We start from the raw sequence: 24,194 nt of genomic DNA, 5'->3' as shown, positions 1-24,194 counted from the left end.
TTTTATACTACTAAATTATGAAATTGTTTTCGGATAATTGTTTTATTACTTCGAATAAAGTAGCTTTTATGTTATTTGTTTCGGTCTTGATTTTTCAATCGTGTGCAACACATCACGCACAATTTGGTAAAAAAATCAAAAATCCGGTACTACAAAACGGAACAGATAGCTCAAAAATTGCACATACTTTTTATTTAATTGGTGATGCAGGAAATGCCAATGAAGAAAAAGCACAACAAACAATTGGTTTACTGGAAGATCGATTAAAAAAAGCAAACAATAATACAACTCTTTTATTTCTTGGCGATAATATTTATCCAAAAGGATTACCCAATACTGATCATACAAATGAGCGAATTATTGCTGAAACCAAATTAAAAAATCAACTTCAATTATCTAAAGACTTTAAGGGTAAAACTATTTTTATTCCCGGAAATCACGATTGGTACAGCGGAATAAAAGGTCTGGAACGCCAAGCAAAATTTGTAACGGAATATTTAAACGATAAAAAATCATTTTTGCCCAGAAAAGGCTGTGGAATTGATGATGTAGAAATCAATAAAAATCTGACTTTGATTACTATCGACAGTCAATGGTTTCTGGAAGACTGGGATAACAGCCCCACTATAAACGATGATTGCACGATAAAATCAAGAGAAGCTTTTTTTAATGAGTTAGAAGATATTCTGAATAAAAATCAGGAGAAAACAATAATTCTGGCGTTGCATCATCCATTAATGAGTAATGGAACACACGGTGGCCAGTTTTCATTGGAAAAACAACTATTCCCATTAGAACAAAAAATTCCGCTTCCTGTGTTAGGTTCCGTTATCAACCTTGTCCGAAAAACATCTGGAATAAGCCCGCAAGACATTCAAAATAAAGACTATACTGTTTTCATAAAACGCATAAAAACAATATTGCAGAGTCAGGATAATGTTATTGTAGTTTCTGGTCATGACCATAATTTACAATACATTGAAAAAGACAATATCAAGCAAATTATAAGTGGTGCCGGATCAAAATCAGAGGCTGCAAAAGCCGTTTTTCCAAATGATTTTTCTTATGGTGGAAATGGGTATGCCGCATTAAGCATTTATGAAAATGGAGCTGCAAAAGTTTCTTTTTACGGAAAAGAAAACAACAAAGAAAAACTGATTTTCGAACAATTTATAGTGGCTAAAAAAGATGATTTCAGCACCAAAAATTTTCCGCCTTCATTTGCTAAAACTACCTCTGCGACCATCTATTCAGAAAAACAAACAGATAAAAATGCATTTTATAGATTCCTTTTCGGAAATCATTATCGAAAGTATTACAGCTTACCGATAGAAGTAAAAACAACAACGATTGACACTCTTTTTGGTGGTTTAAAACCAAAACGTGCTGGTGGTGGACATCAATCCAGATCATTGCAAATTGTTGACAAAAACGGAAAAGAATATGTAATGCGCGCCTTGAAAAAAAGTGCTTCTCGTTTTCTGCAATCGGTAGCATTTAAAGATCAATTTATCGAAAATGAATTTGAAGATACGTATGCCGAGAATTTTTTACTTGATTTCTACACCACTTCACATCCTTACCTACCTTTTGCTATTGGGAATTTAGCCGAAAAAATTGGTGTAGCACATTCAAACCCTGTTTTGTATTATATTCCTAAACATAAAGCTTTAAAAGATTTCAATGCAAATTTTGGTGATGAATTGTATATGGTGGAAGAGCGTCCTACTGATAGTCAAATAGACGTAAAAAGCTTTGGGAATCCTACAGCAATAATCAGTACAGAAGATGTATTGAAGAACCTTCATAAAGATGAAAAATATGTCATTGATGAAGAGGAATATATCAAAGCACGATTATTTGATATGCTCATTGGAGATTGGGACAGACATGAAGATCAATGGCGTTGGGGAGAATATAAAGTAGGCAAAAAAATAATTTACAAGCCCATCCCAAGAGATCGTGATCAGGCATTTACAAAATATGATGGAGCATTGCTTACTCTTTTGATGAATATGCCGTCATTGCGCCACATGCAAACCTTTAATGAGAAAATTAAAAATGTAAAATGGCTGAATCGTGAACCTTATCCATTGGATCTTGCTTTTCTAAAAACTACCACTGAAAACGATTGGTTACAACAAGCCAAATACATTCAGGAAAACCTTTCGGATAGTGCTATAGAAAATGCCTTTGATAATCTGCCAAGAGAAGTTCAGGACGAAACTATAGCAGACATAAAACGTAAATTAAAAATACGAAAAACAGAATTACAGCGCTATGCATATGACTATTATAGAGTGCTTCAAAAAACAGTTTTAATTGTTGGTACCGATAAAAAAGACAAATTTATAATCCGTCAGACAGCAAAAAATAAAATTGATATTGAAGTGTATCGTTTAAAAAATGAAGGAGATGAATTGCTGTACACAAAAGATTTTGTTGCTGCAAACACAAAAAATATTTGGATTTATGGATTGGATGATGATGATATTTTTGAAGTAAAAGGAAACGCTAAATCAGACATAAATATTCGATTAATTGGAGGACAAAACGAAGATTCCTATACTGTAGAAAATGGAAAAAAGGTAAAAATTCATGATTTTAAATCAAAAACGAATACCTACGCTTTAGATTCAAAAACCAGAGTTCTTTTGTCAGATGATTATGAAGCCAGTCTTTATGATTATGAAAAGCCCAAATACAATGCTTTTTCAGGATTACCAAATATTGGTTTTAATCCTGATGATGGTGTCAAAATAGGTTTTATTACCAACTACACCATCAATAAATTCAATCAAAATCCATACACGCAAAAACACATTTTGAAAGCAAATTACTTTTTTGCCACAGACGGATATGAACTGATTTACAATGCACATTTCCCGAAGTCTATTGGCAAATGGGATTTAGATTTGGAAAGCCAATTCACGAGTCCAAATTTTACAATTAATTATTTTGGCACTGGAAATGAAACCGTAAACAATGATGAAACTTTCGGAATGGATTACAATCGCGTGCGCATCCGAATGCTGAAAGTTCTGCCATCAATCAAAAAAGTGGGTAAATATGGAAGTACAATCCATTTCCAAACTTCATTTGAGCAAATCAGCGTGGAGGAAACCAATAATCGATTTATAAATATTCCCGGAATTGTAAATCCTGCTATTTTTGACAGTCAACAATTTGCAGGAGCAACACTTAAATACAGTTTCGAAAATTATGACATCCCTTCATTTCCTTCTATGGGAATGGGATTTTCTATAGCTGGAACATGGAAAATGAATTTGAATGATGCTAAAAGAAATTTTCCTTCATTAGAAAGTAAACTGAATTTCAACCATAAAATTGATGCCAATGGTAAAGTAGTTTTGGCTACTATTTTGAAAGGGAAAATGTTGCTAAATAACAATTTCGAATTTTATCAGGCTGCGGTTTTAGGAGGTGATTATGACTTAAGAGGTTTTAGAAACGAACGCTTTTTAGGCAATCAATCCTTCTATCAAAGCAGTGATATCCGATGGAATTTAGGAAAAATCAGAAGAAGCGTTTTGCCTATGACTTACGGAATTCTGGGTGGTTTTGATTATGGAAGAGTTTGGCAAAAAGGCGAGGATTCAGATAAATGGCATCAATCTTTTGGAGGTGGATTATGGCTCAACGGTCTGAATGTAGTTACAGCCAGAATCACCTATTTTAAAACTGCCAATGAGGAAGCCCGAATTGCTTTTGGTTTAGGATTTGGGTTTTAGTTTTTTGATACTTACCTCATAAACATTCCCTCCTATGCTTTTGGATCTTTCATCGGCAATAAAAAGTCTGTCATTATCAATAAAAGAAGCTGCTTCTTTTTGAGAAAAATGATCTAATTCTAGGATAGTTTTTGTTCCTTTCAGAAAATTATCACCTTCGAAACTTTCGAATAAAAAAACTTTATCATGGGTCAAAACAGCAACTTTGGACTCATCTGGACTTATCGTTGCAGCTGTAATTGCACAATGATTGTAGTTGTCACAGGTTTTGAATTCCCCCATTAAAACCGCCTGATGAAAACCTGCCGTATTGGGGATTTTGTATAAAAAAGCGGTTCCGTCAAAACCTTTGCTTCGATTTTTGGTGAAGAGATAGAAATTATTTTTAAACTCAAAAAAACCTTCTACATCATAGAACATTTCTGTTTTTTTAGGAGGAAAATCTTTTTGTTCCGGATACGCAAATGAAACTTTGTAAGCCGGAATTGCACTTTCAGTAGCTAAAGAATTTTTATCGATTTTATAAATACTCAAATCCTTTCTTTCATTGTCATTGTTGCCAAAATCTCCAATATATAGATTTCCATCTTTGTCTTTAGTAATATCTTCCCAATCAATATTCTCTGTGTTTTCGATGGTTATCGTTTTTTCAATTTTGCCATTTACAAAATTCAGTCCATAAATTTCATTCGCATTGCCGCTGTCTTCCAGTGACCAAAGCAAATTACTTGATGTCAAATAAGTAATCCCCGAAACTTCTTTTAGCTTTTTAGGCAGCGAATAAACTGTTGTCAAAGCACCTGAATCTTGTTGACAAGACAGAAAAGTAAAAACAGATAAGATGAAAATATAGTTTCTCATAGTTGAATTAATGTAAATTATAAATTTATAAAAAGACTAAAATTCAGTTTTAAATAAATTTGTATTTTTAAAGTTTCTCGTAATAAATTCAAAAGCAGCACTCATAATATTACCCATAGATTTTGCTTTTTTAAAATTCAAATCATTCGTGTAACGGTACAATTCTAACTGCAATTGCTTCAAATGTTCCTCTGGAGCAATAACATCATTTCCCATAATTTGCAATAATCTTTTGATACGATTCTCGGCAGAATGAATTCTTTTGGCAAGAACCGCTCTTTCTTCGTCTTTGTATTGCTCGATTGAACTGTTTTGAAGTTTGTCCTTAACTAATTTTACCATTGGATAATTTTCTTTGAAAAATTGAGGTCGGTAGACTTTAAAATTCCCTTCGTAACATTGCTGGTCAAAATCGATGGCACGTATTTTATAAACAACGTGGTCAAAATCATGTGTAGGAACAATTACATAATTATAGGAACGCATGTCTCCCAATAATCGTATCATGCAACGCTCGTTGAATTTTACAAACTCTTTTGCAATTTGTGATTTTTCAGTTTCGGTACAATCTGCCAAAAGTGTTTTTATAAAAACATCACCAGGAATTCCCATGATATGCTCCTCTATCAAAGTGTCATTGTACACTAAAAAATTTATTTTATCCGGAGATAAAATATGTTCTAATTCAAGTCCGTAAATACGGGAAGCATCAGCTTTCTTGATATAAAAATGAGTGTAATTGTCATTCAGAATATTTCTGACTTTTATTCGAAAAGGTTTCGAATTTCCAAAAGTGCAGTAGTCAATGGAATCCACATTCAAAAATTTAATAATCCCCAGATTACCATCAGAATGGAGCAAGGAATAGATTTTTTTCAGCGTTAAATCAATTTCTTGTCTTTCAAACTCATTATAGTACACTCGAATCCATAAAGTATCCTCCTCGTTTTTATCATAAACGTTCACAGATCCTGAAAAACGCAATAAATCATCGTAAAAAATAGAAACTTTTGACAAACGGTCAAAACGCTCCAAGTATTCCAAAAGTGATTTATTTATGGGATACGATGGTTTTTTAAAAAGCATTACTGGCTCACTACTCATTTGAAAAATAATTTATTACAAAATTACAATAAATTAAGCCGTTGAAGGGTATTCCTTTTTAAATATATGTTTTCAAACTACTTAGTAATCAGAAATGAAAAAGGATTTCGAATACCATTTTGGTTCCTATTTTAAATCCAAAATATTTTTATCTGAGAAGAACTAAAAAAGAGTAAAAATTCAAAAATAAATCGCAACTACTTAATTATTAGATAAAAACTGACTTTTTATATTTTTACTGAAATTTAGCATGAAAACCTAAAGCACTAATAACAAACACATTACTCTTATTTAATAAAAATAAAATTACAAGGAAGCAGTTTTTTATGTTAAAAATAGCTAGCTCCAAGATTTAAATTTTATATTTGGTTGTCCCCAAGACTATTAAAATATTTAAACCCTACTAATGATAGATAAGCTTGAACTCTATTTCAAGGCTGCACAATCAGCTAAAATTGGAATATGGAAAATGAATCTGCAAACCAATGAAGTATATTGGGATGCTGTTACGAAATGTATACTTGAAGTTCCTGAAGATTTTGAACCTGTAAATGGAAACGGCATAAGTTTTTATACAGAAGGCGAAAATAGAGATCGAATTAAAGTACTTATCGAAAGAGCAATCAATGAAGGAATTTCATTTGATGATAAATTTCAGATTACCACAGCTAAAAACAACATCAAGTATATTGAATGTATTTGTCAAGTAGAAATTATTGACGGAAAACCCATGAATTTATTGGGTACATTTCAAGACATCACAAATGAGCAGAATCTAATCAATGAACTACAATTAAATGTAGAAAAATTTTCTTCGATTTTTTCCAGTGCCAATGATGCAATTTTTATTATTGACACGTCAAATGGGGTAATTACTGACTGTAATCCCCGATCATCAGAACTCACTGGATACAATAATTCTGAATTAAAGGGTCTACATAATTCAAAATTATTTCCGGTTGAATTAAGGACAGAGCTTCGGTTATTCTTGAAATATAATCTAACCCGAAATGAATATACCGTCAACGAAACGTATATCAAAACAAAATTAGGAGAAACAATTCCTGTTGAAATAGCTTCCGGAAAAATATTTCAAGTCGACAACATAAAGTATTTAGTTTGTTTCATTAGAGACATTAGCGAAAGAAAGAACGTTGAAGCTAAATTGAGTTTGCTATCGCTTGCGGCTTCAGAAACTACAGATACCATTGTAATAGCAAATGAAAAAGGAGAAGCAGTTTGGGCAAATCAAGCCTATTTAGATCTTACCGGTTTGAATATGCAGGAAATAATAGGAAAAAAACCAGGTTATTTATCCAAAGGTCCTGAAACTGATTTAAGCGCTTCATCATTAATGAGAAAAGCAATTAAAAACAAAGAAAGTATCAAAATCACAATACTAAATTATAATAAAAATAAAGAGAAGTATTGGTTTGAATTAAATATAACTACCGTATTTGACAGTAATAACAATTTCGTTAATTTTGTTGGTGTTGGTCGAAACGTAACCCAACGAATTGAAAAAGAGTTTGAACTTAAACGATTATTGGACGTAACCAGTAGTCAAAACAATAAATTATATAATTTTACCCATATTGTTTCCCACAACATACGCTCCCACACGAGTAATTTATCAATGGTAGTGGATGTAATTGAAAATACTGATGATATTGACGAAAAGCTTTCCTATTTTGATTTATTCAAAGAAGGAACTGAAAAACTATCAGAATCAATTGAATATTTGAATGAAATTATTACCATTCAACAAAAAACAAATATAGAAAAGACTAAGATTCAGTTAAAAAGTGAAATTGAAAAAACAAGAATGGCTTTGAGTTTAGCCATAAAGGATAGTCAAATAACGATTACGCATACAATTCCAGAAAACCTGATTGTTAATGCAATTCCAGCTTACTTAGATAGTATTTTGCTAAATTTATTTACAAATGCCATTAAATATAAATCTCCCGAACGGAAGGCAACTTTAGAAATTGGTTACAAAATCATAGATGACTATACCGTTATCAACTTTAGAGACAATGGCTTAGGTTTGGATTTGAAAAAGAATAAGCATAAACTTTTTGGAATGTATAAAACCTTTCACGGCAACGAAGATGCAAAAGGAATTGGATTATTTATAACCAAAAACCAACTCGAAGCTATGGATGGAAAAATTGAAGTTGAAAGCGAAGTAGGTCATGGTTCTAATTTTAAAATTTATTTAAATGAAAAATAAATTAACATACATTATTGATGATGATAAACTAACCGTGAAATTGATGAGTATTCTCATCTCTAAAAGTAAGTTTTGCGAAGAAATCCATTCCTTTAATAATGCTCAATTTGCCATTGATAAATTAAAAGAAAATTGGGATGATAGTGAAATTCTACCTGATGCTATTTTACTTGATTTAAATATGCCAGTGATGGATGGATGGCAGTTTTTGGATGAATTTATTCATTTACCTATAAAAAAAGAAATTTCAATTTTTATCATGACCTCGTCAATCGACCCTGCTGATATAGAAATGGCAAAAAAATATGATGTGATAAAAGATTATATCATGAAACCTATCACTGCAAACAAATTAGATATGCTGTGCAAACTAATTTCTAAAATAAACTAATTTAAGTTTAGCGGTAACAATTTCCTATCTTGTTCGTCCTATTATTAAATCAAAAAGATGAACCCATTGGAAACTATACTTTCTATCAAAAATCTCAACAAACGCTATGGCTCACTTCAAGCCTTAAAAAACGTTTCTTTCGACATACATAAAGGCAATGTGTACGGAATTCTAGGCCCTAACGGAAGCGGAAAATCAACAACTTTAGGCATAGTTTTAAACGTAGTTAACAAAACCTCCGGAGAATACAGCTGGTTTAGTGGTTCAATGGAAACACATGAAGCCCTAAAAAAAGTAGGTGCCATTATAGAAAGACCTAATTTCTATCCTTACATGACTGCTAAGGAAAACTTAGAACTGGTTTGTAAAATTAAAGGAATTAACTATGCAAAAGTCAATGAAAAACTTGAATTAGTAGGTTTAGTTGATAGACAAAACAGTAAATTCAGTACTTTTTCTTTGGGAATGAAACAGCGGTTAGCCATTGCTTCTGCCCTACTGAATGATCCAGAAATTTTAATTCTTGATGAACCAACAAACGGTTTAGACCCTCAAGGGATTCATCAAATAAGAGATATCATCAAACAAATTGCCTCAAAAGGAACTACTATTTTACTCGCTTCTCATTTATTGGACGAAGTAGAAAAAGTATGTACCCATGTTTTGGTTTTAAGAAAAGGCGAAATTTTATACACTGGTTTAGTAGATGGTATGTCAGCAAATGAGGGCTTTTTTGAATTGCAAGCTGATGATACTGAAAATTTAATCCTGGCGGTTACAACTCATCCTGCAATTAAAAATGTAGTAAATGAGGAAGGGAAAGTTTTAGTTTATTTAAAAAATGATTTGGAAGCTAAGGAATTGAATCGATTTCTTTTTGAAAAAAACATCGTACTAAATCATTTGGTAAAACGTAAAAATAGCTTAGAGGAACAATTTTTAGAACTGACTAAAAATCAATAACAATTTCAATTAGAATTTCAATACAAATAAATTCTAAAAATCCAATAGTCTAACAATCTAATAATCTAAAATGAAAAGATTACTCTCAATAGAATTACAAAAAATTTGGAAAAACAAAGCCAGTCGTGTTTTAACATTGGCTTATTTTATTCTCTTAACTTTCATAGCTTTAATAGCTTCCATAAAATTTGATCTTGGTATTTTTAAATTTCACCTTGCTGAAATGGGAATTTTTAATTTCCCTTTTATTTGGCATTTCAACACCTATATCGCGGCTATATTAAAACTGTTTTTAGCGATAGTAATTGTCTCCATGATGGCAAATGAGTATAGTTATGGAACACTAAAACAAAACTTAATTGATGGAATGAGTAAAAAAGAATTTATTCAATCTAAGTTTCTAACGGTTGTTTTGTTTGCTACAGTATCCACTATTTTTGTTTTTATAATGTCACTCATTTTAGGGCTTAGCTATTCCTCCTACACTGAATTTAGTATCGTTTTCTCTGATTTAGAATACCTTTTAGCTTATTTTGTGAAACTGGTTGGTTTTTTCTCATTCTGTTTATTTTTAGGAATATTAGTAAAACGTTCTGCTTTTGCACTTGGATTTCTTTTGGTTTGGAATATCATAGAAGGAATTATCAATGGCGTTTTGACTTTTAAAGTATTCCCAAATAGTACTACGGCGGCATCCATTACTCAGTTTTTACCTTTACAATCCATGTCGAATTTAATAGTAGAACCTTTTAGCAGATTATCAGTCGTAAAAAATCTGGGGACACAAATTGGTTTGGATAATATTAAAGAATACGATGTGAGTATATCGTCTATTATTATTGTATTATTTTGGACTGCGATTTTTATTTTCCTTTCCCATCGATTATTAAAAAATAGAGATTTGTAGTATCTTTACACATGATGAAATGTGTAAAAATAATATTATTTTATATTTTTATTAGTTGCGCTGTATGTGATGCAACCGCACAATCTATTTCAGTAAATGACTCTTTTACAGCGCAACAACTTGTTGAAAATATTTTAGTTAATAGTTCTTGCGCTAATGTTTCTAATATTAATGTAAAAGGAGATACATTTTCCGGCAGTCAAAACAGCTACGGGTATTTTAATTCCGGAGCAAGTAGTTTTCCTTTTACACAAGGCGTTCTTTTGAGCACTTGGAGTAGCAAGAATTCTGAAGGGCCTTATGTTTCCACTCGAGGAGGAGGAAATAAATCATGGTTAGGTGATTCGGATTTAGAGCAAGCATTAGGAATAACAAATACAATAAATGCCACAATTTTAGAATTTGATTTCGTTCCATTAACTAATTTTATAAGTTTTAATTACATCTTTGCATCTAATGAGTATCAATCTTATTTTCCTTGTGAATTTTCTGATGGATTTGCCTTTTTAATCAAAGAAATTGGCACAAGCACTTATCAAAATTTAGCCGTGCTACCCAATACTACAACTCCTGTTTCATCCGTAAATGTTCACCCCTTAATAAATCCAATTACTGATACTCAAGGAAACGTTATACCTGGTTGTCCATCAATAAACGAAACTTACTTTAACGGATTTAACAATCTCTCCAGTCCTATAAATTACAGTGGGCAAACTAAGGTATTAACAGCGCAAACAAATGTTGTAGCAGGAAAAACATACCATATAAAACTAGTAATTGCTGATGATGAAAATGAAGATTATGACTCGGCAGTTTTTCTTGAAGCAGGTAGTTTTTTACCAAAAATTGATTTGGGACCAGACCGATTATTAGCGACAAACAATCCTATTTGTTTTGGCGAAAGCTATATTATAAACCCTAATTTACCGTCTGGCTATACTTATAAATGGTTTAAAGATAATGTTGAATTGACAGATACTACTCCTACTTACACCGTTACAAGTCCGGGTATTTATAGAGTTGAAGTACTATTGACACCCAGCTGTATTGCTACCGAAGAAATAAAAATTGAATTTACTCCAGAAATTGATTTGAATGACACCTCGCTTTCGCAATGTGACATCGATAATGACGGAATATCTATTTTTAACTTAACCAAAGTCGATGCCATTGTAAAAAATAATAATAGCAATTTAAGTCCGGTTGTTTACTATGAGACTTTGGTTGATGCTCAAGGACAAATTAATCCAATCGCAAATCCCACAACATATAGCAACAAATTCGTTAATCAGTCCCTATTTGCAAGAGTGAGCAATTCATTTAACTGTGCAAATTATGCTGAAGTAAAACTAATTATCTCCAATAATGCTATTGCAGTTCAAAATCCGATTTCAACTTGTGACACCGATGGTACAAATGATGGTTTATCACAATTTGATTTAAACACTCAAGTAACGCCACAAGTAGTTGCAGGTTTACCAGCTGGCTTAATCGTAGAATATTATTTAAACCCAACAGATGCCATAGCCCAACAAAATCAGTTATCAAATATTTTTAAAAACACTGTGGCAACCCAACAAATTATTTATGTCCGAATCGTAAATGGTCCTGATTGTTATGCAATTACTCCTATTACACTTGTAGTAAACACCTTTGACCCTCCAAATTTTCAAGATGAAACTTTTGTTTTGTGCGAGACAAGCTCGATTAACTTAACCGTAAATTCAGGATATTCAAGCTATTTATGGAGTACTGGAGCGAGTTCAAACACCATAACAGTTAATACTCCAGGAGATTATTCAGTAACCGTTACGAGTTTTGATGGTTGCCAAAAAACAAAAAAATACCTTGTAGCTGTTTCTGGAATTGCTACAATTACCGGAGTAACAGTGAATGATTTTGAAAGAAATGAAAATTCAATATCAATTGAATATACTGGAATTGGAGATTATGAATTTTCTATAGATGGATCTTATTTTCAGGATAGTCCAATGTTTAACGGAGTTGCACCCGGAGAATATTTAGTTTATACCAGAGATAAAAATGGCTGTGGTTTATCAATTCCGTTTGTGGTATATGTTTTAGATTATCCTCGTTATTTTACGCCTAACAATGATGGTTATAATGATATTTGGCAAATTAAAAATCTGGATAATTTACCCCAATCAACTTTATTTATTTTTGACCGTTACGGAAAATTATTAAAACAATTAGTCTCTTCAGATATGGGATGGAATGGTACTTTTAATGGATTTGCATTACCAACAGATGATTATTGGTTTCATTTGAATTTAGAAAACGGCAGAATAATAAAAGGTCATTTTTCATTAAAAAGATAATCTAAATTTTGCTATTTTTAGCAAATGAAAAAAACATTACTCTTACTCTTTACCCTTTTTTCCATAAGTTGTTTCTCGCAGTTTAGCAAAACACACTATATCCCACCGTTAACGTGCTCAATAAATTTAGCAGGGGATCATTATTTATACATATCTACACCAAGTACTACCGATGTTAATTTCAAAATTATAGAAAACGGAGGCAACATAATAACTGGTGTAGTCAAAAATACTACTCCATATATTTATTCTATTGGTCAAGGTCAAAATACACAGTTGTTCACTCCAAAAACCAGTATTGGAATTGTAACTAACAAAGGATATATAGTTGAGGCCGAGGATTTAATTTATGTAAGTGTCAGGGTTAATGCCGGTTTTAGTTCTCAAAACAATTCCTATAATCATGCTGGTGGATTAGTGTCAAAAGGAAATAGCGCTTTGGGGAAAGAATTTAGATTAGGAGCAATGTTAAATCCGGTTTACGATCAAAGTGTATTAAATTTTGCTTCAATACTATCAACAGAGAATAATACCAAAGTAACTATTTCAAACATTCCAATAGGATCTGTACTATCAAATGGAACTATTATTACTGGACCTATAACTGTTACTTTAGGCAAAAATGAAAGTTATGTTTTGGCTTTGGAAAATTACAATAATACCGTTTCCAATAGTTCAACAATGATTGGTGCATTAGTGGAATCTGATAAGCCAGTAGTTGTCAATTCGGGTTCCTTTGCGGGAAGCAATAGTAGTAGTACAAATGGTAGAGATGTAGGTTTTGACCAAATCGTTCCAACAGAAAAAACCGGTAAGGAATATATATTTGTAAAAGGATATGGAACGGATGAAATAGAACGTGTTTTATTGGTTGCTCACAAACCTCAAACCAGTATCTATTTAAATGGCAATCCAACTGCTTTTGCTACCCTAATTAATGCTGGCGATTATGTGGCAATAGACGGATCTCAATTTAACAATGGAAATTTATATGTTACTACGTCCGAAAATGTTTTTGCCTATCAAAGTATTGGAGGATCAAGTACTACCGGTAATCCTCCTGCCAATCAAAATTTATTTTTTGTACCACCTTTAAATTGTGCCACTCCAAACATTGTTGATAATATTCCTTTCATTGAATCGATAGGAAATACACTTTATAGTGGTGGATTAAATATTGTGACTGAAGCTGGTGCAACTCTAACCATAAACAACATTCCTATCTCGAGCCCTCCTGAAGCAGTAACAGGAAACACAAATTATGTGAGATATACTGTTTTTAATCAAACGGGGAATGTTGCTGTAAAATCTACGAGGCAAGTTTATGTTTCTTACTTTGGAACAAATGGCGCAGCTACTTATGGCGGTTATTATTCAGGTTTTGATACGAAACCAGAAATTGTAACTGATAAAATTACAGTATCTAACTCAGCCTGTATACCAAATGTTGTTTTAAAAATCAGCACTTTATCATCATACGACACTTTTCAATGGTATTTTAATGACAATCCAATAATTGGTGCAAATTCAAATTCATACACCCCTACTCAGCCCGGTTATTATCAAGTAAAAGGAAGTATTGTAGGTTGTCCAAATACAGTTCCTATCTTCTCAGACAAGATTCCCGTGAGCGACTGCCCATTAGATTCAGATAATGATGGAACTAATAATAATATTGATATCGACTTAGATAATGATGGTATCATAAACAATCTTGAAGCTAATATTTCTCTATTAAACCAGTCAAATACTACCTCAAGCTCTGATTATACTGCTACAATTACGGGAAGCGGAACCATCACTGGAAAACCATTTTACGGATTTGTTTCAGAAGTTCCTGCTGGTATAACAAATAGTGTTGTTTACACTCTGAATCTTACAAAAAATGAAACTATCAACATTAGTTATATAGCACAAGACAGTCAAACGCAAACAACAGATATTACGGAATATACAAACGCAGACGGGGATTTTATTTTACAAGTACCGGCAGATAAAACCATTACTTTGACTAATCCGCAAAATCAATTGCTTGTAGATACTAATTATGATGGGATTTTTGAAAGTGGCGTAACTGAGTTTTCTTCTTTCGAAATCCGATTTAGATTAAATAGCACAACACCATTAACACCTGGTTTAGGTAGCTTTCAGTTTTCATCTTATCTCACTAATTCAGTGAAATTAACTCATAATAATCTATCCGAAACAGCTGTTAATAAAGCTATATTCATGATTAACCGTACAGAAACTTTTGATTCTGATTCTGATACAATTCCAGATTTATTAGACATAGACAGTGATAATGATGGAATTCCTGACACTATTGAAGCACAAGGAAAAGGCTTTAAAATCTTTTCTGGAACTGATTCCAATAAAGATGGTCTTGACAATGCTTTTGAACCCGGACTAACACGAATTAATACAGACAATGATATTTTCAATACTTTTCCTGTTGTTTATGATTTATTGGATTTAGACAGTGATAATGATGGAATTTTTGACTTAATTGAATCCGGTAGTACTGCAATTGATCTTAATAACGATGGAATTATAGATGGCCCAGCTGCTGTTTTTGGTGCAAACGGTTTATTTGACGGACTTGAAACGAGTCCGGATAGTGGCAAACTAAATTATACCGTTACTGACACCGATTCAGATGGAGCTTTTAATTACATCGATTTGGATAGTGATAATGATGTTTGTTTTGATGTTATCGAGGCAGGTTTTAATGACCCTGACAATGATGGAATATTAGGAAACAATCCCGTTACTGTTAACGCTAAAGGAATAGTTACGAGCGGTGTGGGTTATACAACTCCAAATAACAATTATGTAATTGCGGCGCCAATAGACATCACATCTCAACCTCAGGCAAAACCAACTTGTGAGCGAGAAAACACAACAATTACAGTTCTTGACAATGGAGGAAATACCTATCAATGGCAATTGTCAACTGACGGAATAACTTGGAATAACATTCTAAATAATGCTACTTATCAGGATGCTACAGCACAAACCTTAACACTGATAAAAGTGACTAACGCAATGAATGGTTATAAATACAGAGTGAAATTGGATAAAATTGGAAATTCTTGTGGTTTGATTTCAACCGAAACTACTTTGACAATTTATACTTTACCTGTAGTCAATACAGTCACGATAGTTCAATGTGATGACGATACAGATGGTTTCTCTGATTTTAATTTAACGGTAAAAAACAATGAGATATCGACTAATTATACTTCTGAAACATTTACCTACTATACTTCACTTTCGGGAGCTGAAACAGCTGATGCAGAAAAATTAATATCTAATCCTTTAGCTTTTACAAATACAATCTCAGGTGGTATGCCGGTTTGGGCAAGAGTAAAAAACACTAATGAATGTAATAGTATAGTTCAAATTAACTTAATAGTTTCTACTACTCAAATTCCAGCTTCATTCAGTCGTACTTTTTCTACTTGTGATGACTTAGGAGCTGCTAATGACGATACTGATGGAATTGCAACTTTTGATTTTAGTAGTGTAACCACTGATATTTTAGCTATTCTTCCTTCATCGAGTTCTTCTTATTCGATAAAATTTTATAAAAATGAAGCCGATGCCTTGTCAGAGAATGATGAAATAACAAATACATCAAATTATAGAAATACCGGATATCCAAACGAACAAAAAATTTGGGTTCGTGTGGAAAGCACATCAGACAATGCGTGTTATGGTTTGAGTCCAAGAGTAACTTTAACAGTAAATCCAAAACCTAATATTGATACAAACGCTGATTTTGAAGAAAATGAATTAGTTTGTTCTAACCTTCCTACTTTCTTTGTGAGATTAGATTCCGGAATTCAAGATGGCACTTCCAGTAATGACTATACCTATGTCTGGTCAAAAGACAATGTAGTTTTAACGAATGAGACTGGAGCAACATTGAATGTAAACGCAGAAGGTATTTATACAGTAGAAGTTAGTTCTCTAGCCGGTTGTAGTAGAATCCGAACAATAAAAGTGACGGCCTCTGATATAGCAGCAATAACAAGTATTTCAATTATTGATTTATCAGATGTAAACTCAGTTACAGTAAATGTAACCGGACAAGGACAATATGAATACAGTCTGGACGCTCCATCTGGACCTTTTCAAGATTCTAATTTCTTTGATAATGTAACTGCCGGAATTCATGAAATATACATTAATGATAAAAATGGTTGTGGAACTGTGAGCCAAACAATTGCAGTAATTGGTGTTCCAAAATTTTTCACACCAAATGGAGATGGTTACAATGACTATTGGAATGTAAAAGGAGTAAATGAAAATTTCAATGAAAATTCAGTCATTTATATTTTTGATCGTTACGGTAAACTATTAAAACAAATTCTTGCTTCTAGTCAAGGTTGGGATGGTACTTTTTTAGGTTTGCCTTTATCTTCAGACGATTATTGGTACTCCATAAAATTAGATGATGGTAGAGAAGCTAAGGGACATTTTAGTTTGAAAAGATAATATACAAGTAATATTCATGATCCGAAATATTACTTTTTTGTAGATATTGACTATATTTGATAGTTATGAAATACTATTATTTACTGTTTATTTACCTTTTTCTAACTATTCCCTCTTTTGGACAAAAAGAAGCGGCTATATGGTATTTTGGTAATAATGCCGGTCTCGATTTTAATTCAGGGAGTCCGATTGCTTTAACCAATGGTAAATTGGTTACCAAAGAAGGATGTACCACTATTTCTGATAAAAATGGTAATTTACTTTTTTACACAGATGGTAGGGTCGTTTATAATAAAAATCATCAAATCATGCCTAACGGCTCTGATTTACTCGGACATAATTCAAGTACACAGTCGGCGATTATCGTTCCAAAACCAAATAATCCTAATATATATTATATTTTTACCGTTGACCAACCGCTTCCTGCAAATGCAGATGATAATCCTTTAAATGATAGGGATCCTCCTAATAATGGATTGAATTATTCCCAAGTTGACATGAAGCTAAATAATGGCCTAGGTGACATCGTAAATAGTGAAAAGAACGTTCATCTTGTCACTTATAATCCAAATGATAGCGAGGAAGTAAAATACAAATGTTCCGAAAAGATTACAGCTGTCCAACACGGAGATGGAGTTTCTTTTTGGGTAATTACACATTTTATAAATAATTTTTATTCTTTCAAGATTAGCACACAAGGTGTCAACAAGAATCCTGTCAAGACGATGACTAATCTTAAAATTCAATTAGGCGGTTATCTTCCAAATGCCATTGGGTATTTAAAAGCATCTCCAAACGGGGGGAAAATAGTTATTGCAAATAATGCTTCACGACGAACAAATGAAAATGGACCAAAAGGCAATCCAATCAGAAATACCGGCAATGTTTTACTTTATGATTTCGATTCGAGTACAGGAAAAACAAGCAATGAAGTTCCTCTGTTGATTAATTCAAATCCTTATGGGGTCGAATTTTCGTCAAAAACAAAAAAATTATATGTAACAGCAAATCAATTTAATGCAGATGGCGAGACTATTTTAGAAAGTTCATTAATTCAATATAATCTAAAAAGTGCTAATATACCAACTTCAAAAACTATTATAGACACTTCTCCTCTTATAGCAGGAGCCCTACAATTGGCTATTGATGAGAAGATATACCGCGCAGGATATGTCACAACTGATAACCTACGTAATAAATTGTCGGTAATCAACAATCCCGAATTAGATGGAACTAGTTGTAATTATATGCCAAATGCAATTAATTTGAAAACAGGTAGCGTAGAACAAGGCTTACCTCCATTCATCACCTCTTTATTCTTATATGCCTTTAGTTATGAATTCAATTGTTTAGGGGATGCTACTCATTTTTACAGTAATTCTGTCGAGACAATTGACTCCGTAGTTTGGGATTTTGGGGATGGATTTACTTCCACTGATATTGATGCCTATCATACATACGCACAAGCTGGTGATTATAAAGTAACACTTATAAAAACTGTAAATGGTGAAGACAGAGAGCCTCTTGAAAAAACAATTACTATTTATGAAGTTCCAAAAATACTTTCAACTTCTTACAAACTAACACAATGTGACACACAAGATAGTGCTCCTAATGATGGATTAGCTTTATTTAATTTAGCTCTTACTAATGAGCCAATTAGTTTAGGTGAAAAGGATTTTGAAGTATATTATTACCATAGTGCTAACGATGCTGAAAATGATTTAACTAACACTCAATCCATTCCTGTAAATTATCGAAATAGCGTTCCAGATGAGCTTTTATATGCAAAAGTCACCCAACCAAATTCAAGTTGCTACAGTATAGGAACAGTTATTTTGCATGCTAATAAAAACATATCATTATTACCCGAAGCAATGCATGAATGTGATCTTGGTGATGGAAAAGGATCATTTGACTTAGAACCGAAAAAAGATTTAATAAAAACCGAATTGAATTTACCTTCAGATGTGCGTTTGTTTTTTTATTCAAATGAGGAGGATGCCTCTATGGGAATTAATGAGATCAAAGAGCCATTACTTTCTGGTTCTAAAACAATATTCATTCGAGCAGAAAATACCGAAGGTTGTTATGGAACTGGGAATTTTGAAATTATAGTCGAGTCATCTCCAAAAATTAATATTTTAGAAAATATAATTTTATGTGAAGGACTCGTAAATCCTTCTATACTATTAAATGCAGGAATTTCGGCCCCGGCTAGAACCAGTGATTTCACTTATTTATGGTCAACAGGCGAAACAACGCCTAACATATCCATAAATAAAGAAGGTGAATATAGCGTAACTGTAAAAAACAAATCAGGCTGTACCACTACTCGAAAGTGTATTGTGACACTATCACATTTAGCAAAAATAAATACTATAATTGTACATGATTTACAGCAAACAAATCAAGTCATAATTGAACTCAATAATCCAAGTGATTATAATTATATGATTCACTATGAAGATGGAACAGAAACTTCTTTTCAAAATTCAACTCTTTTTGAAAACGTACCAGGCGGTTTCCACGAATTAATAGTGGCGAACAATAATGGATGTGGTCAAACAACAAAAAGTTTTGCTGTACTAAATGCTCCCAAATTCTTTACTCCTAATGGTGATGGATACAATGATTACTGGAATTTGAAAGGAATAAATAGTAGTCTTTATGAAAATGCAATAATATACATTTTTGATCGATATGGAAAATTATTGAAACAATTATCTCCTTCAAGTCTTGGTTGGGATGGTACTTTCTTAAAGGAACCATTACCTGCAGCTGATTATTGGTTCACTATAAAACTTGAAGACGGAAGAGAAGCTAAAAGCCATTTTAGTTTGAAAAGATAATAAGAATTTTATTTATTACCTTAACTACTTTTTTAATCACATTTCTAATAATAAATTCGACAGAAGAAGTTACTAAACAAACATAAAAAAAGCCATTCAAATAAATGAATGGCTTTTTCAATCTTATAAAGATAAAATTAGATTTTAAATCTTTTTCTATCTGTTTCTGTCAAATATATTTTTCTCAAACGAATAGATTTTGGTGTAACCTCTACATATTCATCTTTTTGAATGTATTCTAATGCTTCTTCAAGAGAGAAAATAATCGGAGGGATAATTCTAGCTTTTTCATCATTCCCAGAAGAACGAACGTTAGATTGTTTTTTCTCTTTAGTTACGTTTACACACATGTCATCTCCACGAGAGTTTTCTCCAATTACTTGTCCTTCATAGATCTCAGCATTTGGCTCAACGAAAAATTTACCACGATCTTGCAATTTATCAATAGAATAAGGAATAGCTTTTCCTTTTTCCATAGAGATTAATGAACCTTTGTTACGTCCAGCAATTTCTCCTTTGAAAGGCTCATATCCAATAAAACGATGTGCCATAATAGCCTCACCAGCAGTAGCAGTCAACAATTGGTTACGCAATCCAATAATTCCACGAGATGGAATATTAAATTTAATAATCATACGCTCCCCTTTAGTTTCCATAGAAAGCATTTCTCCTTTACGCAAAGTAACAAATTCAACTGCTCTTCCAGAAAGATTCTCAGGTAAGTCGATTGTTAACTCTTCAATTGGTTCACATTTTTTACCATCAATTTCTTTGATGATAACCTGTGGTTGACCGATTTGTAATTCATATCCTTCTCTTCTCATTGTTTCAATAAGAACAGATAAGTGAAGTACTCCACGACCAAAAACCATAAACTTATCAGCAGAATCAGTTTCACCCAATTTCATTGCTAAATTTTTCTCTAATTCTTTTGTCAAACGGTCTCTAATATGACGAGAAGTTACAAACTTACCCTCTTTACCAAAGAAAGGAGAGTCATTAATTGTAAACAACATACTCATCGTAGGCTCGTCAATATCAATTGTTTTCAACGCTTCTGGGTTTTCAAAATCAGCGATAGTATCTCCAATTTCAAATCCTTCAACACCAATAATTGCACAAATATCTCCAGCAATTACTTGTTGTACTTTTTTACGACCAAGTCCTTCAAAAGTATGAAGTTCTTTAATTCTAGATTTCATTACAGTACCATCTCTTTTTACTAATGAGATTGGCATACCTTCATTCAAAACACCTCTTTCAAGACGACCAATAGCGATACGACCTGTAAATGCTGAGAAATCTAATGATGTAATCAACATTTGTGGTGTTCCTTCAGAAACTTTAGGAGCTGGTACATTTTCAATAACCATATCCAATAATGCTTCAACATTATCGGTTACGTTTTCCCAATGGTCAGACATCCAGTTATTTTTAGCAGAACCGTAAACAGTTGGAAAATCCAATTGCCACTCTTCAGCACCTAATTCAAACATTAAGTCAAAAACTTTTTCATGAACTTCTTCAGGAGTACAGTTTTCTTTATCAACTTTATTGATTACTACGCAAGGTTTAAGACCTAAGTCAATAGCTTTTTGTAGTACAAAACGAGTTTGAGGCATTGGACCTTCAAAAGCATCTACAAGTAGACAAACTCCATCAGCCATGTTCAATACACGCTCTACTTCTCCTCCAAAATCGGCGTGACCAGGAGTGTCAATAATGTTGATTTTTGTTCCTTTGTATACTACAGAAACATTCTTTGAAGTAATGGTAATACCTCTTTCACGCTCTAAGTCGTTGTTATCAAGGATTAAGTCACCTGTGTTTTCGTTATCACGAAATAACTGACAGTGATACATAATTTTATCAACCAAAGTTGTTTTACCGTGATCGACGTGGGCAATAATTGCAATGTTTCTAATAGATTCCATCTGTGATTTTTAATGGGTGCAAAGGTACACTTTATTTTGATATAAAAAATATTTATGCAATAGTTTACATATTCTTAACCCATTAGACCCAAAAATAGGCCTTTAAAAAAAACTCGAAAAATAAGTTACAGATGTTCTTTAATAATTCAGCAATAATTAATTATATTTGAGTAATGAAAAGCAAAACCAATCAAGTAATCATCATCTACATTCTAATCTCAATGTTTGTAGCCATTGTTAGTCATAAATTATTAGCTCAATATATTTCTGATTCAAACCATCAATTTTACAATTTTACCAAAGACATCTTATTTATATTTTTGACTGGAATAATTTTCAAACTTATTTTATCAAAAAACGACAACCGAAATATATCCATTTTTGAAAAACTTAAGAATACAAATGACGAAATCAAGGAGTCAAATGAAAAATACGATATTGTAGCCAAAGCAACCAGCGATACTATCTGGGACTGGAAAATACAAGAAGACAGCTTTTCTTGGAATAAAGGAATTGAAAATGTTTTTGGCTATACTGAAGATGAAGTTGGCAATAGTTCAAAATGGTGGTTTGATAAAATTCACCCCGAGGACAGCATTAAAATGTCCATCAGACTCTACTCCTTTATAGAACAAAAAACCGAAAACTGGCAAGATCAATACCGCTTTAAATGTGCCAATAACTCCTATAAATACGTTTTAGACAGAGGTTTTCTATTGAAAGATGAAAATGGAAAAGCCATCAGAATGATTGGAGCCATACAAGACATCACAAAACAAAAAGAAGAAGAACAAAGGCTTAAATTACTGGAAACCGTATTTACACAGTCAAAAGATTCAATTATCATTACCGAAGCCAGTTCCTTTGACGGGAAAATCCCTAACGTCATTTATGCTAATCCAGCTTTTTCCGCTATGTCAGGATATGAGTTTGAAGAAATTTCAGGAAAATCAGCAGATCCTTTCAATAGTCCAAATTCCGATATCACCGAACTTGAAAAACTTTTAAGCTCCATTAAAAACAAACAGGAATGCCTAATAGAAACAATCAGCCTAAACAAAAACAGAGAAGAATACTGGGTTCGCTTCTCTATGATACCAATTTATAATTCTGAAAATGAACTTTCTCACTGGATCTCCATTCAAAGAGATATAACCGATGAAAAAAAGCAAGAAAAGGAAAAAGAGCAGCTTATTAGAGAATTAACCCAAAACAATAAAGACCTAAAGCAATTTTCTTATATAACCTCCCACAACCTTAGAGCCCCATTATCAAACTTAACTGGACTACTGAATCTACTGGAGGACATTCCTGTTGAAAACCAAGAATTAAAAGAAATCTTGAATGGCTTTAATAAATCCACTCATTTATTAAATGATACTATCAATGATTTAGTAAAAGTTATTATCATTAAAGACAATCCTTCAATTCAAAAAGAAGCTGTTTTAATAAAAGAAATCTTTGAAAATGTTTTTAGCCAACTTAATTTTCAAATCGAATTATACAAACCAATCATAAAGCTTAATTTCGAAAAAGTCTCTATTATAAACATTAACAAAGCATATATAGAAAGCATATTATTGAATCTTTTGACAAATGCAATAAAATACAAATCCGAAAACAGAAAGCTTAAAATAACTATTACTTCCAAAGAAATTGATGACACTGTTGTATTAATATTTACAGACAACGGAATAGGTATCGATTTAGAAAGAAATAGAGATAAAGTATTTGGGCTTTATCAACGTTTCCATAATTACCCTGACAGCAAAGGACTAGGCCTCTATTTAGTAAAATCACAAGTTGAAACGATGGGAGGAACAATTGAAATTGAAAGCGAGGTAAATAAAGGAACTGCATTTACATTAACATTTAAAAACAAAGAATAATGTTAGATCAAATTTTATGTATTGATGACGACCCGATAACACTTATGTTATGCAAAAAAGTAATAATCAAATCATCATTTTCTAATGAAATAATAACGGCTCAAAATGGAGAAGAAGCACTAAGCTACTTCAACACTATGAGATATGCTAAAAACAAACCAGACGAACAACCACAATTAATTTTTTTAGATTTAAATATGCCCGTAATGGGTGGATGGGAATTTTTAGACCATTTCAATAGCCCGGAATTTTCTGAATTTAACACTATAAAAGTTGTTGTTCTTTCCTCAACAATAGACCCTGAAGACTTAGAAAAAGCGAAACAATACCCAATGGTTATTGACTTCCTATCTAAACCAATTACCCGTTCAATGCTTGAATACTTAAAGAACAAGATGGAATAGGAAGAAAATATAAGATATAAAAAAAGCTCTCATAAAATGAGAGCTTTTTTTATATCTTAAAA

The 24,194-nt window shown here is 32.4% G+C and carries 13 protein-coding genes; 10 read left to right on the top strand and 3 right to left on the bottom strand.

The window, feature by feature from the left end; all coding sequences use genetic code 11:
- Positions 1-17 precede the first annotated feature (17 nt).
- Positions 18-3,752 carry a metallophosphoesterase gene (locus C8C87_RS04735; RefSeq protein ID WP_121341565.1) on the top strand — a complete coding sequence of 1,245 codons (3,735 nt, stop codon included), beginning with the start codon at positions 18-20 and terminating at the stop codon, positions 3,750-3,752.
- Here C8C87_RS04735 and C8C87_RS04730 read toward each other — a convergent pair.
- Positions 3,735-4,613, bottom strand: coding sequence for a hypothetical protein (locus C8C87_RS04730; protein ID WP_121341562.1), 879 nt, complete (start codon positions 4,611-4,613; stop codon positions 3,735-3,737). The genes C8C87_RS04735 and C8C87_RS04730 overlap by 18 nt on opposite strands.
- A gap of 36 nt (positions 4,614-4,649) precedes the next feature.
- Positions 4,650-5,717: a hypothetical protein gene (locus C8C87_RS04725; protein WP_121341559.1), complete on the bottom strand. Its 1,068-nt coding sequence runs from the start codon at positions 5,715-5,717 to the stop codon at positions 4,650-4,652.
- A 406-nt stretch (positions 5,718-6,123) separates the two neighbouring features.
- Here C8C87_RS04725 and C8C87_RS04720 point away from each other — a divergent pair, with 406 nt between their 5' ends.
- The 7 genes from C8C87_RS04720 to C8C87_RS04690 all read left to right on the top strand — a co-directional run bounded on the left by C8C87_RS04720 (position 6,124) and on the right by C8C87_RS04690 (position 19,905).
- Positions 6,124-7,953 carry a PAS domain-containing sensor histidine kinase gene (locus C8C87_RS04720; protein ID WP_121341555.1) on the top strand — a complete coding sequence of 610 codons (1,830 nt, stop codon included), beginning with the start codon at positions 6,124-6,126 and terminating at the stop codon, positions 7,951-7,953.
- Positions 7,943-8,344 carry a response regulator gene (locus C8C87_RS04715; RefSeq protein WP_099715910.1) on the top strand — a complete coding sequence of 134 codons (402 nt, stop codon included), beginning with the start codon at positions 7,943-7,945 and terminating at the stop codon, positions 8,342-8,344. The genes C8C87_RS04720 and C8C87_RS04715 overlap by 11 nt, the downstream gene beginning before the upstream one ends.
- A gap of 66 nt (positions 8,345-8,410) precedes the next feature.
- The gene (locus tag C8C87_RS04710) at positions 8,411-9,307 is read left to right on the top strand and encodes an ABC transporter ATP-binding protein (RefSeq protein WP_121343291.1); all 897 of its coding nucleotides are present in this window, start codon (positions 8,411-8,413) and stop codon (positions 9,305-9,307) included.
- 70 nt (positions 9,308-9,377) lie between these two features.
- Complete coding sequence (locus C8C87_RS04705) at positions 9,378-10,214, top strand: ABC transporter permease (RefSeq protein WP_099715911.1); 837 nt, start codon at positions 9,378-9,380, stop codon at positions 10,212-10,214.
- Between the two features lie 11 nt (positions 10,215-10,225).
- Positions 10,226-12,553 (top strand): T9SS type B sorting domain-containing protein, encoded by a 2,328-nt coding sequence (locus tag C8C87_RS04700; RefSeq protein ID WP_233550009.1) that lies wholly within the window; start codon positions 10,226-10,228, stop codon positions 12,551-12,553.
- 24 nt (positions 12,554-12,577) lie between these two features.
- Positions 12,578-17,053 carry a T9SS type B sorting domain-containing protein gene (locus C8C87_RS04695; RefSeq protein ID WP_121341550.1) on the top strand — a complete coding sequence of 1,492 codons (4,476 nt, stop codon included), beginning with the start codon at positions 12,578-12,580 and terminating at the stop codon, positions 17,051-17,053.
- Between the two features lie 65 nt (positions 17,054-17,118).
- Positions 17,119-19,905: a T9SS type B sorting domain-containing protein gene (locus C8C87_RS04690; protein ID WP_121341547.1), complete on the top strand. Its 2,787-nt coding sequence runs from the start codon at positions 17,119-17,121 to the stop codon at positions 19,903-19,905.
- Positions 19,906-20,042: 137 nt separating this feature from the next.
- Here C8C87_RS04690 and typA read toward each other — a convergent pair whose 3' ends face one another.
- On the bottom strand, positions 20,043-21,839 hold the full coding sequence (gene typA, locus C8C87_RS04685; RefSeq protein WP_099715914.1) for a translational GTPase TypA: 1,797 nt from the start codon (positions 21,837-21,839) through the stop codon (positions 20,043-20,045).
- 173 nt (positions 21,840-22,012) lie between these two features.
- Here typA and C8C87_RS04680 point away from each other — a divergent pair, with 173 nt between their 5' ends.
- Positions 22,013-23,728, top strand: a complete 1,716-nt coding sequence (locus tag C8C87_RS04680) for a PAS domain-containing protein (protein ID WP_121341544.1) — start codon at positions 22,013-22,015, stop codon at positions 23,726-23,728.
- Complete coding sequence (locus C8C87_RS04675; protein ID WP_099715916.1) at positions 23,728-24,132, top strand: response regulator; 405 nt, start codon at positions 23,728-23,730, stop codon at positions 24,130-24,132. The genes C8C87_RS04680 and C8C87_RS04675 overlap by 1 nt, the downstream gene beginning before the upstream one ends.
- The last annotated feature ends 62 nt before the right edge of the window (positions 24,133-24,194 follow it).

The sequence above is a fragment of the Flavobacterium sp. 120 genome, from assembly GCF_003633605.1.
GTDB classification, from domain to species: Bacteria; Bacteroidota; Bacteroidia; order Flavobacteriales; family Flavobacteriaceae; genus Flavobacterium; species Flavobacterium algoritolerans.
Note: the sequence above shows the minus strand (reverse complement) of the source record. Positions and strands in the feature narration are given on the sequence as shown.